This is a genomic window from Patulibacter brassicae (assembly GCF_033949425.1).
Classification (GTDB): Bacteria; Actinomycetota; Thermoleophilia; order Solirubrobacterales; family Solirubrobacteraceae; genus Patulibacter; species Patulibacter brassicae.
In genome coordinates, this window is record NZ_JAXAVX010000023.1 from 1 (window position 1) to 14,363 (window position 14,363).

At 74.8% G+C, this 14,363-nt stretch carries 13 protein-coding genes; 10 read left to right on the forward strand and 3 right to left on the reverse strand.

Going from position 1 to position 14,363, the window contains the following annotated elements; all coding sequences use genetic code 11:
• The first annotated feature begins 433 nt into the window (after positions 1 to 433).
• A complete protein-coding gene (locus SK069_RS19820; protein WP_319956003.1) occupies positions 434 to 1,849 on the forward strand; it encodes an MFS transporter in 1,416 nt (471 codons plus the stop codon).
• A gap of 43 nt (positions 1,850 to 1,892) precedes the next feature.
• Here SK069_RS19820 and SK069_RS19825 read toward each other — a convergent pair whose 3' ends face one another.
• Positions 1,893 to 2,387 carry a winged helix-turn-helix transcriptional regulator gene (locus SK069_RS19825; RefSeq protein ID WP_319956004.1) on the reverse strand — a complete coding sequence of 165 codons (495 nt, stop codon included), beginning with the start codon at positions 2,385 to 2,387 and terminating at the stop codon, positions 1,893 to 1,895.
• An 83-nt stretch (positions 2,388 to 2,470) separates the two neighbouring features.
• Here SK069_RS19825 and SK069_RS19830 point away from each other — a divergent pair, with 83 nt between their 5' ends.
• The 7 genes from SK069_RS19830 (at position 2,471) to groL (ending at position 9,580) form a co-directional block, all read left to right on the forward strand.
• Entirely contained in the window at positions 2,471 to 3,643 is a 1,173-nt protein-coding gene (locus SK069_RS19830; protein ID WP_319956005.1) for a thiolase family protein, read from the forward strand.
• Between the two features lie 184 nt (positions 3,644 to 3,827).
• The gene (locus tag SK069_RS19835; protein WP_319956006.1) at positions 3,828 to 4,541 is read left to right on the forward strand and encodes a Crp/Fnr family transcriptional regulator; all 714 of its coding nucleotides are present in this window, start codon (positions 3,828 to 3,830) and stop codon (positions 4,539 to 4,541) included.
• The gene (locus tag SK069_RS19840) at positions 4,541 to 5,137 is read left to right on the forward strand and encodes an NUDIX hydrolase (RefSeq protein ID WP_319956007.1); all 597 of its coding nucleotides are present in this window, start codon (positions 4,541 to 4,543) and stop codon (positions 5,135 to 5,137) included. Before SK069_RS19835 ends, SK069_RS19840 begins: the two co-directional genes overlap by 1 nt.
• A gap of 14 nt (positions 5,138 to 5,151) precedes the next feature.
• Positions 5,152 to 5,550 carry an ASCH domain-containing protein gene (locus SK069_RS19845; protein ID WP_319956008.1) on the forward strand — a complete coding sequence of 133 codons (399 nt, stop codon included), beginning with the start codon at positions 5,152 to 5,154 and terminating at the stop codon, positions 5,548 to 5,550.
• Between the two features lie 213 nt (positions 5,551 to 5,763).
• A complete protein-coding gene (locus SK069_RS19850) occupies positions 5,764 to 7,329 on the forward strand; it encodes an MDR family MFS transporter (protein ID WP_319956009.1) in 1,566 nt (521 codons plus the stop codon).
• Between the two features lie 281 nt (positions 7,330 to 7,610).
• Positions 7,611 to 7,910, forward strand: a complete 300-nt coding sequence (groES, locus tag SK069_RS19855; protein WP_319956010.1) for a co-chaperone GroES — start codon at positions 7,611 to 7,613, stop codon at positions 7,908 to 7,910.
• A 41-nt stretch (positions 7,911 to 7,951) separates the two neighbouring features.
• Positions 7,952 to 9,580, forward strand: coding sequence for a chaperonin GroEL (gene groL, locus SK069_RS19860; protein WP_319956011.1), 1,629 nt, complete (start codon positions 7,952 to 7,954; stop codon positions 9,578 to 9,580).
• A 227-nt stretch (positions 9,581 to 9,807) separates the two neighbouring features.
• Here the strand turns inward: groL and SK069_RS19865 are convergent, their stop codons facing one another.
• Complete coding sequence (locus SK069_RS19865) at positions 9,808 to 11,073, reverse strand: aminotransferase family protein (RefSeq protein WP_319956012.1); 1,266 nt, start codon at positions 11,071 to 11,073, stop codon at positions 9,808 to 9,810.
• Positions 11,074 to 11,281: 208 nt separating this feature from the next.
• Between SK069_RS19865 and SK069_RS19870 the strand changes: the two genes are divergently transcribed.
• Positions 11,282 to 12,889: a PucR family transcriptional regulator gene (locus tag SK069_RS19870; RefSeq protein ID WP_319956013.1), complete on the forward strand. Its 1,608-nt coding sequence runs from the start codon at positions 11,282 to 11,284 to the stop codon at positions 12,887 to 12,889.
• Positions 12,890 to 12,904: 15 nt separating this feature from the next.
• Here SK069_RS19870 and SK069_RS19875 read toward each other — a convergent pair whose 3' ends face one another.
• On the reverse strand, positions 12,905 to 13,771 hold the full coding sequence (locus tag SK069_RS19875; protein ID WP_319956014.1) for an NAD(P)H-binding protein: 867 nt from the start codon (positions 13,769 to 13,771) through the stop codon (positions 12,905 to 12,907).
• A gap of 109 nt (positions 13,772 to 13,880) precedes the next feature.
• Between SK069_RS19875 and SK069_RS19880 the strand changes: the two genes are divergently transcribed.
• Positions 13,881 to 14,312 (forward strand): Rrf2 family transcriptional regulator, encoded by a 432-nt coding sequence (locus SK069_RS19880; RefSeq protein WP_319956015.1) that lies wholly within the window; start codon positions 13,881 to 13,883, stop codon positions 14,310 to 14,312.
• Positions 14,313 to 14,363: the final 51 nt, after the last annotated feature.

Here is a 14,363-nt window from a genome sequence, read left to right on the forward strand (position 1 = left end):
CCGCCGCGCCCCGCCACGCCGCCGCCGCGCCCCGCGGCGCGGCGGCGCGGCGGCGGGCTCGGGGTGGACGGGAGCTCGTCGCGTCGCTCGGACGTCGGCGCGCCGTCCGGGCCGCCCGAGGCCCGGTCCGGCTTCGGGCCGGGCGTTCTCGGCAGGCGCGGCCCCAGCCCCGATGCGGGTCCCGTCGGTCGGCGTCGGTGTTCCGTCGTACGTGACTCGAGTCATCGGACACCGAGATCCCGTCGTAGATGACTCGAGTCATCGGACACCGAGATCCCGTCGTAGATGACTCGAGTCATCGGACACCGAGATCCCGTCGTAGATGACTCGAGTCGTCCGGGGGTCGGGATCTCGTCGTGGGTGACTCGAGTCGCCGGGACGGCTCTGCCGCCTGGCTCTCCCGTGGATAAGTCAGGTGCTAGGGTCGCTGGCTATGTCCAACGTCAGCCAGCGGGCGCGACCCGGCGTCGTCCTCGCCGTCGTCTGCTCCGCGGTCGTCCTCGCGAGCCTCGACCTCTTCATCGTCAACGTGGCGCTGCCGGACATCGGCCGCGAGCTCGGCGAGTCGGACCTGGCGACGCTCTCCTGGGTCCTCAACGCCTACGCGATCGTCTACGCGGCGCTGCTCGTCGTCCTCGGCCGGGTGGCCGAGCGCTGGGACCGCCGGACGGGGTTCCTCGCCGGCGTCGTCCTGTTCACCGTCGCGTCGGCCGCCTGCGGCGCGGCGGACAGCATCGAGGCGCTCGTGGCGTTCCGGATCGTGCAGGCGGCCGGGGCCGCGCTCCTCACGCCGACCTCGCTGGGTCTCGTCCTCGCCACCGCGCCGCCGGAGCGGCGGCAGGCGAGCGTCCGCACGTGGGCGGCGGTCGGCGGGCTCGCCGCGGCGCTCGGGCCGGTGGTCGGCGGCCTGCTCGTCGCCGCGAGCTGGCGCTGGGTCTTCCTCGTGAACGTGCCGATCGGCCTGCTCGCGCTCGTCGCCGGCCTGCGCCTGCTGCCGCAGGTCCCCGGCCATCCCGTGCGCCGTCCGAGCCTCGTCGAGGCCGGGCTCGTCACGGGCGGCATCGCCCTCATCACCCTCGCGCTCGTCGAGGGCGAGCGGTGGGGCTGGGGCGCGCCGGAGACGGTGCTCGTGGGCGTCGGCGGGATCGCGGCGCTCGCCGTCGTCGCGTGGCTGCTGCCCCGCAGCGACCGGCCGCTCGTCGACCCGGCGCTCCTGCGGGTGCGGAGCTTCGCGGGCGCCGCCACGGCGATGCTCGTCTTCTCGACCGCGTTCGGCGGGATGCTCCTCTCGATCGTCCTCTGGGAGCAGGAGGTCTGGGGGTGGTCGGCCGTCCGCACCGGCCTGGCGATCGCGCCCGGGCCGCTGCTCGTGCCGGTCCTCGCGGCGGTGGCGGGGCGGCTCATCCCGCGCTACGGGAGCGGCCGCGTGGCGACCGTCGGGTCGCTCGTCTTCGCCTCCGGGTTCGCGTGGTGGGCGATCGGCGCCTCGGCCACGCCGAACTACCCGGCGGGCGTCCTGGGCGGGATGGTCCTGACGGGGATCGGCGTCGGGCTCGTGCTGCCCACGCTCATGGCGACCGCCACTGCGGACCTGCCGCCGTCGAGCTTCGCCACCGGCTCGGCGGTCGTGAACATGCTGCGCCAGGTGGGGCTGGCGATCGGCGTGGCGATCACCGTCGCCGTGCTCGGCACGCCGATCGGCCCGGACGCGGCGGAGGACGCCTTCGCGCGCGCCTGGTGGGTGCTCACCGCGCTCGGCGTCGGCTCGGGGCTCCTCACGGCGGTGCTCCTGCGCCGCCGGGCGTCGGCGCCCGCCCCCGGCGGCGAGGAGGCGCTCGCCACGCCCTGAGCGGCGAGCCCTGCGGGGGCGCCTGGGGAGGGGCGGCGGACGGTCAGCTGCGGCGGCGCGGCAGGACCGTGAGGTCCAGGTCGTCCGGCTCGACCTCGTGGCCGGCGGCGCAGCGCACGACGACGTCGACGCGCTCGCCGCAGCCGCGGTGGCGCAGGGCGACGCGACCGTCGCCGGACTCCGTCGCCCAGCGGTCGCCCCAGCGCTGCAGTCCGACGAGGACCGGGAAGAACTCGCGGCCGGCGTCGGTCAGGCGGTAGCCCGGTCGGGTCCGCTGGCCGGGCTCGCGGTAGTCCTCGCGCTCCAGCAGGCCGGCGCCCACGAGCTCGCGCAGGCGCGCCGCGGCGGCCGGCTCGCTGATCTCCGTGCGCCGGACGAACTCGTCGAACCGCGTCGCGCCGTAGAACGCCTCGCGCAGCAACAGGAAGCTCGAGCGCTTGCCGACCACGTCGAGCGCGGCGGCGATGGTGCAGCCCGACGCGCGCCAGTCGTCCCGGCGCTCGAGCGGTCCGGTGAGGTGGACGGTCGAGGAGGTCACGCATCCAGGCTAGCTGAAGGGCACTTCGGTCAGGGGTGGTAGCTTCTGACTATGTTCAACTTCAGTCAGGTGGGAGGTGCGCGATGCGCGAGGCCGTGATCGTCGACGCCGTCCGGACGCCCGTCGGGCGGGGCAAGGCCGGCAAGGGCGCCCTGCACCCGGTGCATCCGGTCGACCTGCTCGCCCACGCGCTGCGCGCCACCGTCGAGCGCACGGGGATCGACCCCGCGCGGATCGACGACGTCATCGGCGGCACCGTCGACCAGGTCGGCGAGCAGGCGATGAACACGACGCGCTACGCAGTGCTGGCGGCCGGCTTCCCGGAGACCGTCCCGGCGACCACGGTCGACCGGCAGTGCGGCTCCTCCCAGCAGGCGATCCACTTCGCCGCGCAGGGCGTGATGTCCGGCGCCTACGACCTCGTGGTGGCGGCGGGCGTCGAGAGCATGAGCCGGGTGCCGATGTGGTCCAACGTCGGCCCCGGCCAGGACCCGTTCGGTCCGGGCGTCGCCGCGCGCTACCCCGACGGCCTCGTCCCGCAGGGCATCAGCGCGGAGCTCATCGCGGCGCGCTGGGGCCTCGAGCGCGGCGAGCTCGACGCCTTCTCCGCCGAGAGCCACCGCCGGGCCGCCGCGGCGACGGACGAGGGCCGCTTCGCCGCCGAGCTCGCGCCGCTCGCCGGCCTCGAGCGCGACGAGTCGATCCGCCCCGGCACGACGGTCGACGTCCTCTCGGGCCTGCGCCCGGCGTTCGAGGACCCGGCCATGGCGCAGCGCTTCCCGCAGATCGACTGGCGGGTGACGGCCGGCAACTCGAGCCCGACGAACGACGGCAGCGCCGCGGTGATGATCACGACGCCGCAGCTCGCCCGCGAGCTCGGCCTGACGCCGCGCGCCCGGCTGCACGCCTTCTCCGTCGTCGGCGACGACCCGCTGTACATGCTCACGGGCGTCATCCCGGCGACCGCGAAGGTCCTCGAGCGCGCGGGCCTGTCGCTGGAGGACATCGACCTGTTCGAGGTCAACGAGGCGTTCGCGTCGGTCGTGCTCGCCTGGCAGCGCGAGACCGGTGCCGACCTCGCGAAGGTCAACGTCAACGGCGGGGCGATCGCGATCGGGCACCCGCTCGGAGCGAGCGGCGCGCGGCTGGCCACCACCCTGCTGCACGCGCTCGAGCAGCGCGACGCGCGCTGGGGGCTGCAGACGATGTGCGAGGCCGGCGGGCTGGCGAACGCGATGGTGATCGAGCGGCTCTAGGCGGTCGGGGCGCCGGCGGCGGGCTCCGCGGCCGGCGTCCCCCGGGCGCACGGCGGGCCGCGCGCCGCCGCGTCCTCCGGGTGCCGTGCCGGAGGCGCCGCGGGCCCGTCCGGCGTCCGCGACGGCGGACAGGTCGTCCATCGGGAGTCCCGGCGGCGCCCGGTGGTGTGGTATTCCAGTGCGAGTGGGCCCGACCGAGCAGCAGGTGCGCGACACCGATCCGACCATCGAGCTGCTGGCCCGGGTGCCGGTCTTCTCCACGCTCGCGCACGAGGACCTCCAGCGCGTGGCCGAGGTCGCCGTCCCGCGGCGCTTCCAGGGCCAGCAGGTCATCTTCCGCGAGGGCGACAAGTCCGACACCTGCTACGTCGTCCGCGAGGGCCACTGCCGCGCCGTGCGCCACCACGCCGACGGGCGGGCGATCACGCTCGCGCACTTCGGGCCGGGGGACATCTTCGGCGAGCTGGCGATGTTCGACACCGAGACCCGCTCGGCGACCGTCGAGGCGCTCGACCGGGTCCAGGCCCTGGCGATCCTCGCCAACGACATGCGCCGCCTCATGCGCGACCACCCGGAGATCGCCGCGAAGCTCGTGATCGCGCTCGGCCGCCGGCTGCGCGAGGCGAACGACCGGCTCACGCGCCAGTCGTTCCAGACGGTCCAGTCGCGCGTCGCCGGCGTCCTGGCCGAGCTCGTCCGGCAGGCGCAGACCGAGGGCGCCGAGGCGCAGGACGTCGAGGTCCGCATCACCCAGGCCGACATCGCGCAGCTCGCCGGCAGCTCGCGCGAGTCGGCCAGCCGCTTCCTCGCGGTGCTCGAGCGCGCCGGGGTCCTCGCCCAGGGCCGCGGTCGGATCACCGTCCACGACCCGGCGGCGCTGGCCCGCTACGTCTACTAGTGGCCCGCCGCGGCAAGCGCGGCCGCTCCGGTGACGCCTCCCCGAGCGGGAGCGCGGGGACCGGAGCCGCCGGGGCGTCCGGGGGCGGGCCGCGGCGTCGGCGGCGTCGACGCGGGCGCGGGGGCGGCGAGGGGCGCGGGACCGGCGCGGGCAGCGGCCCGCAGGCGGCGCGCAACCCGACCGAGCGGGAGTTCTCCTGCGGCGGCGTCGTCGTCCGGGACGGCGCGTGCCTCGTCATCGAGCCGGTCCGCCCCGACGGCAAGCGGCTGTGGGCGCTGCCGAAGGGGCACCCCGAGCTCGGCGAGGATCCGCCGACGGCGGCACTGCGGGAGATCCGCGAGGAGACGGCGGTCGTCGCCCGGGTGCGCGAGCGCCTCGGCGAGGTCGTCTACTGGTACCAGCGCGACGGCAAGCGGATCCGCAAGACGGTCCGGATCTACCTCTGCGACCACGTCGAGGGCGAGCCCGAGGCCGACGGCCACGAGGTCCGCGTCGCCCGCTGGATGCCCCTGGCGGAGGCCAGTCGCGCCCTCGCGTTCCCCGGCGACCGCAAGATGGCATCCGAGGCGTTGGCCCGGACCACCGGCGGTCGTTAGGGTTCAGCGAGCCGATGCAGGTGCTCAACTTCTATTCGCGGATCTTCGCCGACCAGCTCAAGCGGGGGCGCAAGACGGCCACGATCCGGCTGGGCGACAAGTCCCACAAGTACCGCAAGAACCAGGCGGTGCTCGTGACGATCGGCTACCAGTTCTCGCCCCGGGAGAAGATCTTCGACGCGGTCATCGACGCCGTCGAGGTGAAGCGGGTGCGCGATCTCTCGCCGCGCGACATCGAGCACGACAACCCCGAGTTCCGTCGCCACGACGAGCTCATCCACTTCCTCGAGCAGATCTACGGCCGCACGGTCACCCAGGACGACATCGTCACGGTCGTGCGCTTCAGCCAGATCATCACGCACCCGCCGGGCTTCACCGACGCCCGCCTGGGCATCGGCGGCGCGCAGAACTAAGCCCCCGGTCCGGGGCGTCCGGACGGGCTCCTCGCCGCGGGCGCGGGGCCGGGGGAAACGACGAGCGGGAGCGGGCGCCGGCGCGCGCGACGCCGGCACGGCACGTGGGATCCCGCACAGATCCTTTGCAAGCGAAGCTTAGCTTGCTATCTTCTATCGGGAAGGAGGTCCGTCCCCATGTCCCACGCACCGACCAGCAGCAGCTCCGCCCCGATGACCCATCGCCAGATCCTCCAGGCCCTCTCCGGCCTGCTGATGGCGATGTTCGTCGCGATCCTCTCGAGCACCGTCGTCTCCGCCGCCCTGCCGCGGATCATCAGCGACCTCGACGGCGGCCAGTCCGCCTACACCTGGGTCGTCACGGCGACGCTGCTGACGATGACCATCTCGACCCCGATCTGGGGCAAGTTCGCGGACCTCGTCGATCGCAAGCGGCTGCTCCAGCTCGGGCTCGTCATCTACCTGACGGGCTCGATCCTCGCCGGGTTCGCGACGTCGACCGGCTGGCTCATCGCCTGTCGCGCCCTGCAGGGCGTCGGCGTCGGCGCGCTCACCGCGCTGGTCCAGGTGATCCTCGCCGACCTCGTCTCCCCCCGCGAGCGCGGCCGCTACATGGGCTACCTCGGCGCGGTCTTCGGCGTCGGCACGGTCGCCGGGCCGGTCGTCGGCGGCCTGCTGACCGACCACCTCGGCTGGCGCTGGTGCTTCTTCGTCGGCGTGCCGTTCGCCCTCGCCGCGCTCGTCGTGCTGCAGCGCACCCTGCACCTGCCCGCCCGTCGCCGCGACGGCGTGCACCTCGATCTCGTGGGCGGGACGCTGCTGGCCGGCGGCGTCTCGGCGATCCTCATCTGGGTCTCGCTCGCCGGCAAGCAGTTCGCGTGGGGCGCCTGGCAGACGCCGGTGCTCGTGGCGGGCGGCCTCGCCCTCGTCGCCGCCGCGGTCGCCGTCGAGCGGCGCACGCGCGAGCCGCTGATCCCGCTGGACCTCTTCCAGCACCGGACGGTCGCGCTGGCGGTCGTCGCCTCCGTCGCGGTCGGCGTCGCGATGTTCGGCACGACGGTCTTCCTCAGCCAGTACATGCAGCTCGCCCGCGGCTACAGCCCGACGGAGTCGGGCCTGCTGACGATCCCGATGGTGATCGGCCTCTTCGCCGCCTCGACGATCGCCGGCCGGTACATCTCGGCGACCGGGCGCTACCGCCGGATCATGCTCGCCGGCGGCCTGGCGCTCACCGGCGGCCTGGCGCTCATGGGCCTCATCGACGAGCGCACGAGCCTCGTCGAGGTCGCCGCCTTCATGCTCGTCGTCGGCGCCGGGATCGGGATGCTCCAGCAGAACCTCGTCCTCGCGGTGCAGAACGTCGTGCCGCGCAGCGAGCTCGGGACCGGCTCCGCGCTGATCGCGTTCTTCCGCAGCCTCGGCGGCGCGATCGGCGTCTCGGCGATGGGCGCGGTGCTCGCGTCGAAGGTCACCGCCTCCGTGGCGGCGGGCCTCGAGGCGAAGGGCATCCGCGGCGGCGCCGGCGGCGATGGCGCGATCCCGGACCTCGCGGCCCTCCCCGCTCCGGTCCGCGAGGTCGTCGAGCACGCCTACGGCACCGGCGTCGCCGAGATCTTCCTGCTCGCCGCGCCGCTCGGCCTGATCGCGACGCTCGCGGTCTGGTTCCTGCGCGAGGTGCCGCTCGGGACGAAGAGCGGCATCGAGCTGGCGAGCGAGGACGCGCGCCCCGCCGAGCCGACGACCCGCCCGCGAGAGCTGGCGACGGCCGGGGCGCGCTGAGCCGGACCGCCGTTCCCCGGCGGATCCAGGGAGAACCTGCGCGCGGTCCCGGGACGGACCGCGCCGGGGACGGGACCCGACGCGGCGGCCGCTGGTGCGGTCGCCGCGTCGCCGTTGCGCGGCGTGATCGCCGCACTCGTTGGCACTCGTGATGCGAGAGTGCCAACGAGGGGTTGACGGACCTCGCGCGCTCGCTACACTGCGCACCGGTTGGCACTCTCCTGTCGAGAGTGCCGAAGACCGTCTCGAAGATCCGTCAGTACGCCCCACGGAGGGACCGCATGTCCATCGACCTCAAGCCGCTCGGCGACCGCCTCATCGTGCGCGCCATCGAGGAGGAGCAGACCACCGCCAGCGGCCTGGTGCTCCCCGACACCGCCAAGGAGAAGCCGCAGCGCGGCGAGGTCCTCGCCGCCGGCGACGGCCGGTGGGACGACGAGGGCGAGAACCGGATCCCGCTCGACGTCGCGGTCGGCGACGTCGTCCTCTACAGCAAGTACGGCGGCACCGAGATCAAGCTCGACGGCGAGGACCTGCTCGTCCTCCGCGAGTCCGACGTCCTGGCGAAGGTCGCGTCCTGAGCGGGCGCGCCTGACGACGACGAGAAGAACGAGAGACTGACATGGCTCACAAGGAACTGAAGTTCGACAGCGACGCCCGCAAGGCCCTCGAGGCCGGCGTCGACGCCGTCGCCAACGCCGTCAAGGTGACGCTCGGCCCGAAGGGTCGCTACGTCGTCCTGGACAAGAAGTTCGGCGCGCCCACGATCACGAACGACGGCGTCACCATCGCCCGCGAGATCGAGGTCGAGGACGTCTTCGAGAACCAGGGCGCCCAGCTCGTCCGCGAGGTCGCCACGGCGACGAACGACGTCGCCGGCGACGGCACGACGACCGCGACGGTGCTCGCCCAGGCGATCGTCAAGCAGGGCCTGAAGAACGTCACGGCCGGCGCGAACCCGCTCGCCCTGAAGCGCGGCATCGAGAAGGCCGTCGAGCAGATCGTCGCGGCGATCCACGACCAGGCCACCGAGGTCGCCGGCAAGGACGAGATCGCCCGCGTCGCGACGATCTCCTCGCGCGACTCCGAGATCGGCGACGTCATCGCCGACGCGATCGACAAGGTCGGCAAGGACGGCGTCGTGAACGTCGAGGAGGGCCAGACCTTCGGCATCGACCTCGAGTTCACCGAGGGCATGCAGTTCGACAAGGGCTACGTCTCGCCCTACATGGTCACGGACCAGGACCGCATGGAGGCCGTCCTCGAGGATCCGTACATCCTCATCGCCAACTCGAAGATCGGCGCCGTCCGCGACGTGCTCCCCGTCCTCGAGCAGGTCATCCAGGCCGGCAAGCCGATCCTCATCATCGCCGAGGACGTCGAGGGCGAGGCCCTCGCGACGCTCGTCGTGAACAAGCTGCGCGGCACCTTCACCGGCGTCGCCGTGAAGGCCCCGGGCTTCGGCGACCGCCGCAAGCGGATCCTCGAGGACATCGCGATCCTCACGGGCGGCGAGGTCATCACCGAGGACCTCGGCCTGAAGATCGAGAACACCCAGATCAACCAGCTCGGTCGCGCCCGCCGCGTCGTCGTCGCGAAGGACAACACGACGATCGTCGACGGCGCCGGTGACGCGGAGGCCATCAAGGGCCGCATCAACCAGATCAAGACCGAGGTCGAGAACACCGACTCGGACTTCGATCGCGAGAAGCTCCAGGAGCGCCTGGCGAAGCTGTCCGGCGGCGTCGCCGTCGTCAAGGTCGGCGCCGCCACCGAGACGGAGCTCAAGGAGAAGAAGCACCGCGTCGAGGACGCCCTGCAGGCGACCCGCGCCGCGCTCGAGGAGGGCATCGTCCCGGGCGGTGGCGTCGCGCTGCTGCAGGCGGGTACGAAGGTCGACGCCTCGGGCCTCGAGGACGACGAGGCGACGGGCGCGAAGATCGTCCTGCGCTCGCTCGAGGAGCCCCTCCGCCAGATCAGCTTCAACGCCGGCCTGGAGCCGTCGGTCGTCGTCAACGACGTCCGCAACGCGAACCCGGGCATCGGCCTGAACGCCGCGACCGGCGAGCTCGAGGACCTGGTCAAGGCCGGCGTCGTCGACCCGGCGAAGGTCACGCGCTCGGCGCTGCAGAACGCCGCCTCGATCGCGAAGAACATCCTCACCACCGAGGCGATCGTCGCCGAGGCCCCCGAGAAGGAGGCCGCCGGCGGTGGCATGCCCGACATGGGCGGCATGGGCGGCATGATGTGATCCAGCCCCCGGGCTGAGCACGTCGGCCACCGGCTGACGCATCCGCACGACGGCCGCCCCTCGGGGCGGCCGTCGTCGTCCTGGGACGCGACGTCCTCGGGCGACCGGCTCGAGGGGCCGAGCCGCTCGGCCGCAGGTCGGTCGTCCTGCTGCGCACCGGGGACGCCCAGCACTCGCCCCGGCGACGGGGGTCGAGCACACGGCCCCGTCGTCCGGGGAGGCGCGCCTCAGCGCCCCACGGCCTCCAGCCCCGCGTGCAGCGCGTCGCCGATCCGGGCGATGTCGCGCAGCGAGACGGTCAGCGGCGGCGAGACGGCCACGCCGCGCGCCAGCGGCCGGACGAGCACCCCGGCCTCGCGAGCCCCGAGCGCCCACGCCTGGGGCGCGCCCGGGCACGCGGCGAGCACGTCGTCGGCCAGGTCGATCCCGGCGAGCAGGCCGAGCCCCGCGCGGACCTCGCCGACGAGCTCGTGGCCGTCCAGCGGCGCGAGCGCGTCGGCGAGCGGCACCTCGAGCTCGGCCCCGCGCTCGATCAGGCCCTCCCGCTCATAGAGGTCCAGGGCGGCGAGCGCGACCGCCGAGGCGACGGGGTGCCCGGCGTACGTCGCGCCGTGGCGTAGGACCGGCGCGCCGGGCGACCCCGGGAAGAACGGCGCCGCGACCGCCTCGCGCACGAGCGTCGCGCCGAGCGGCAGCGCCCCGCCCGTCAGGCCCTTCGCGAGCGTCACGAGGTCCGGGACGACCGGCCAGCGGTCGATGCCCAGCCACGTGCCGAGCCGGCCGAAGCCGCAGATGACGCAGTCCGCGACGAGCAGCACGCCGTGGCGGGCGCAGACCTCGGCCACGCCCTCCACGTAGCCCTCCGGCGGCAGGCGCACGCCGCCGGCGCCGATCACCGGCTCGACGAAGAACGCGGCCACCCGCCGGGGCCCGATGCGCTCGATCTCGGCCTCGAGCGCCGCGACGCTGTCCCACGCGATCACGGACTGGTCCGGCGCCTGGGGACCGAACCCGGCGCGGTTGGCCGGGATCCCGGCGATCGCGGTCCCCAGCCCGTGCGTCCCGTGGTAGCCGTGCTCCCGGCTGATGAGGTGCACCCGCTCGGGCTCGCCCCGCGCGGCGAACGAGGCCCGCGCGATCTTCGCGGCCGCGTCGATCGCGTCGCCGCCGCCCGACGCGAGGAGGACCTTCGCGCCCGGCTCGGGGAAGCGCGCCGCGAGCCGGTGCGCCAGCGCCTCCGCCGGGGCGTTCGTGAAGTCCCCGAAGGTGCTGTAGGCGTCGAGCCGCCGGAGCTGGTCGGCGGCGGCGCGGGCGAGCTCCTCGCGCCCGTGGCCGAGGTTCGCGTACCAGAGCGCGGCGGTCGCATCGAGGTACGGCCGGCCGTCGCCGTCCCAGACGGTCGTGCCCTCCGCGCGGTCGATGAGGAACGGGGACGTCGCCACCGCACCCATGTCGGCGAACGGGTGCCAGAGCGGACTCGGGGGACGGGACATGGACGGGCCTCCGGGGGGAACGGGGGACGGGCCGGCCCCGCCAGCCTCGCTCCTGGGGGCCGCCGCGCCCACCGGAGCCGTCACGAACGGGGGCCGGTCCTCTCGTCCGATCCACGGCGTCGCGCCCCGACGGACGGCGTGTCGCGCCGCCCACGTCCGCGACGGTCCGTCGCTCGGGGGCCGCCCGCCGACGCGCGAAGATGGACGGGTGAGCGCCGGACCCTTCTCGCTGCGCGACCTGCTCGACCACCACGAGCTGGGCCTGCAGCTCGTGACCGCGTCCTCGAGCGCGGGGGCGCGGCGGATCTCCGGGGTCCACACGGTGGAGATCGACCATCCGGTCCGCTGGCTCGCGCCGGAGTGGGTGATGCTCACCACCGGCGTGCGGCTCGCCGACGACGAGGTCGCGCAGCGGACCCTCGTGCGCGAGCTCCACGACCACGGCGTCTCAGCGCTCGGCGTCGGCCTGGGGATCGCCTTCGAGGAGCCACCCGAGGCGCTGCTGGACGAGGGGCGCCGGCTCGGCTTCCCCGTCTTCACCGTCCCGCTCGAGACGCCGTTCCGCGAGGTCGCCGCCTTCGTGCACCGGTCGCTGCTCTCCAGCGAGATGCGCTCGCTGCAGCGGCTCTCCTCGATCCAGCGCTACCTCATCGACGCGCTGCGCTCACCGGATCCCCAGCCGGTGCTCGTCGAGCGCCTCGCGTCGCTGCTGGACGGCTCCGCAGCGGTCGTGCGCAACGACGGCCGTCCGCGCGTGGCGAGCGGATCGCTGCCCGACGACCTGCGCGACGCCTTCCACGACCCGGTCTCCGGCGTGCGCGAGTGGCGCTCGCCGCCGTGGACCGTGATCGCCGCGCCGGTGCTCGACGAGGACGACGGGACGGAGGCTCCCGACTGGGTCGTCCTGGCGACCCGCACCCGCGCGGCCGCCCCGCGGCTCGGGCGCGCCGCGGTCCAGGCGACGGTGCCGCTCGTGGCGGCCGCGTCGCGCCTGGCCGAGACGAAGCGCCAGCAGGACCGCGCGATCCGCCGCGCGCTGCTGGAGGAGCTGCTGCGCGACGGCGGCGCCGCCGACCCGGCCGCCGGCGCTCGGCTGCGGGCCCTCGGCGTCGCGCTCGAGCGGCCCCACCGCGCGCTGGTGCTGCGCCGGCCGGTCGCGCTCGGCGACGCGGGCCTCGCCGAGCTCGAGGCGCTGCTGGAGGCCCAGGGCGAGGTCGGCCTCGTCGCCCAGGACCGCGGACGGGTGGCGGTCGTGCTGCCCGGCGATCCGGTGCCGCCGTCCGGCATCTCGCGCGAGGAGGACGCCGCGCCGAGTCCCGAGGTCGAGCCCCTCCTGCGCGACGACGACCCGGCCGAGCGCCTCGTCGTCGCGGTCCTCGACGCCGACCCCGACGTCGAGGTCGGGCTCGGGCGGTCGTTCACCGGCGCGGCGGGCATCGCCGCGAGCGTCCGCGACGCGCAGGTGGCCGTCGAGCTCGTCGACCACGCGCGACGGTGGCGGCGCTTCGACGACCTGGACCTCACGGAGACCGTCCTCGCGCACGTGGACCGCGCGGCGATCGCCCCGAAGCTCGAGGCGCTCGGCGAGGTGCTGGACTCGCGGCCGGGGCTGCGCGCCGCCGTCCGGGCCTGGTTCGACGCGGAGCTCGACGTGCGCGCGGCCGCGGAGTCGCTGCACCTGCACCCGAACTCCCTGCGCTACCGCCTCAGCCGCCTCGCCGAGGCCCTCGACCGCCCCTTGCGCGCGTCGTCGACGATCGCCGACCTCCACCTCCTGCTGGAGGCCGAGCGCCGTCACGCCCCGCGCGGGGAGTGACGGCGCCCCGCGTCGTCAGGCGGTCGCGAGCGCGGCGCGCAGGACGTCGCGCAGCGTCTGGGGCGTGCGGCCGGCGAGCCGGGTGACGACGTCCGAGTCGACGTCGGCGAAGCCCTCGCGGCTGGCCTTGCCGAAGCTCACGAGGATCTCCGGGAGCGGGTGCGGCAGGCCCGCGGCCTGCAGGCCCTCGAGGAGGCCCGCGTCATCGGTCTGGACCACCTCGACCGGCGTGCCGCCCGCCGCGGCGAACGCCGCCGCGCGGTCCGCGGCGCTCAGGCGCTCGCCGACGACGTCGTAGGCGACCGCGGCGGGCTCGCCGTCGACGCCGGCGAGCACGGCGGCCGCGACCGCCGCGGCGTCGTCGCGCGTCACGTAGGCGGTGCGCGACGCGCCCTCGTTCGTCACGAGCAGGCCGGTGGCGAGCGCCTGCTGGGCGCTCGGGACCTGCATGTCGGTGTAGAGCCCGTTGCGCAGGAAGGCGTGGTCCAGGCCGCTGGCGACGATGAGCTCCTCCGTCCGACGGTGGTCGTCGGCGACGGCGGCCGGGTTGTCGCGGGTCGGCTTCGGGACCGAGGTGTAGGCGATGAACCGCGCGCCGGCGGCCTTCGCGGCGTCGATGCCCTCGGCGTGCTGGTGCACGCGCGCGCCGACGGCGTCCGTGCTGATGAGCAGCACCCGCTCGGCGCCGGCGAAGCCGGTCCGCAGCGTCTCGGGCCGGTCGAGGTCGGCGTGGCGCACGTCGGCCCCGCGCGCGGCGAGGTCCGCCAGCTCCTCGGGCCGGCGGGTGAGGAGCACGACCCGCGACGGGTCGACGCGGTCGAGGAGGTGCTGGGCGACGAGGCGGCCGAGCTGGCCGGAGGCGCCGGTGACGACGAGGCTCATGTGGAGGTCCTTGGACGGGGACCGGCGCGAGGCCGATCCGTACTCGAAGCGATGACGGTTAGAACCGTAACAGAGTCGATCACGATTCACGCTACGATGGGTGACGACGATGGCCGGTCCCACGAACACCCAGTTCGCCGTCGCGGTCCACCTGATGACCCTGCTGTCGGCCGCCGACGCGCCGCTGGCCTCGCCCGCGCTGGCGGGCAGCGTCGGCACGAACCCCGTCCACGTGCGACGGGTCCTCGGCCGGCTGCGCGAGGCCGGGCTCGTGACCTCCCGCCCAGGGGTCGCCGGTGGATGGCAGGTCGCCGTGGACCCCGCCGCCACGGGGCTCGATCGGGTCTGGCGTGCGGTGCACGGCGACGAGCCCGTGCTCGGCGTGCACGACGCGCACCCCGACTGCGCCGCCGGCCAGCGGATCCAGGCCGACCTCGTCGCCCTGGACCGCGACGTGCTCGCCGCGCTCGAGGAGCGCCTGGCGGCGACGACGATCGCCGACCTCGGCGCCCGCGTCCCGCCGCTCGTCCTGCCTTCCTGACCCCCCTCGGGTGCGCGGGCCCGGGCCGCCGAGGGTCACGGGGCCGCGCGG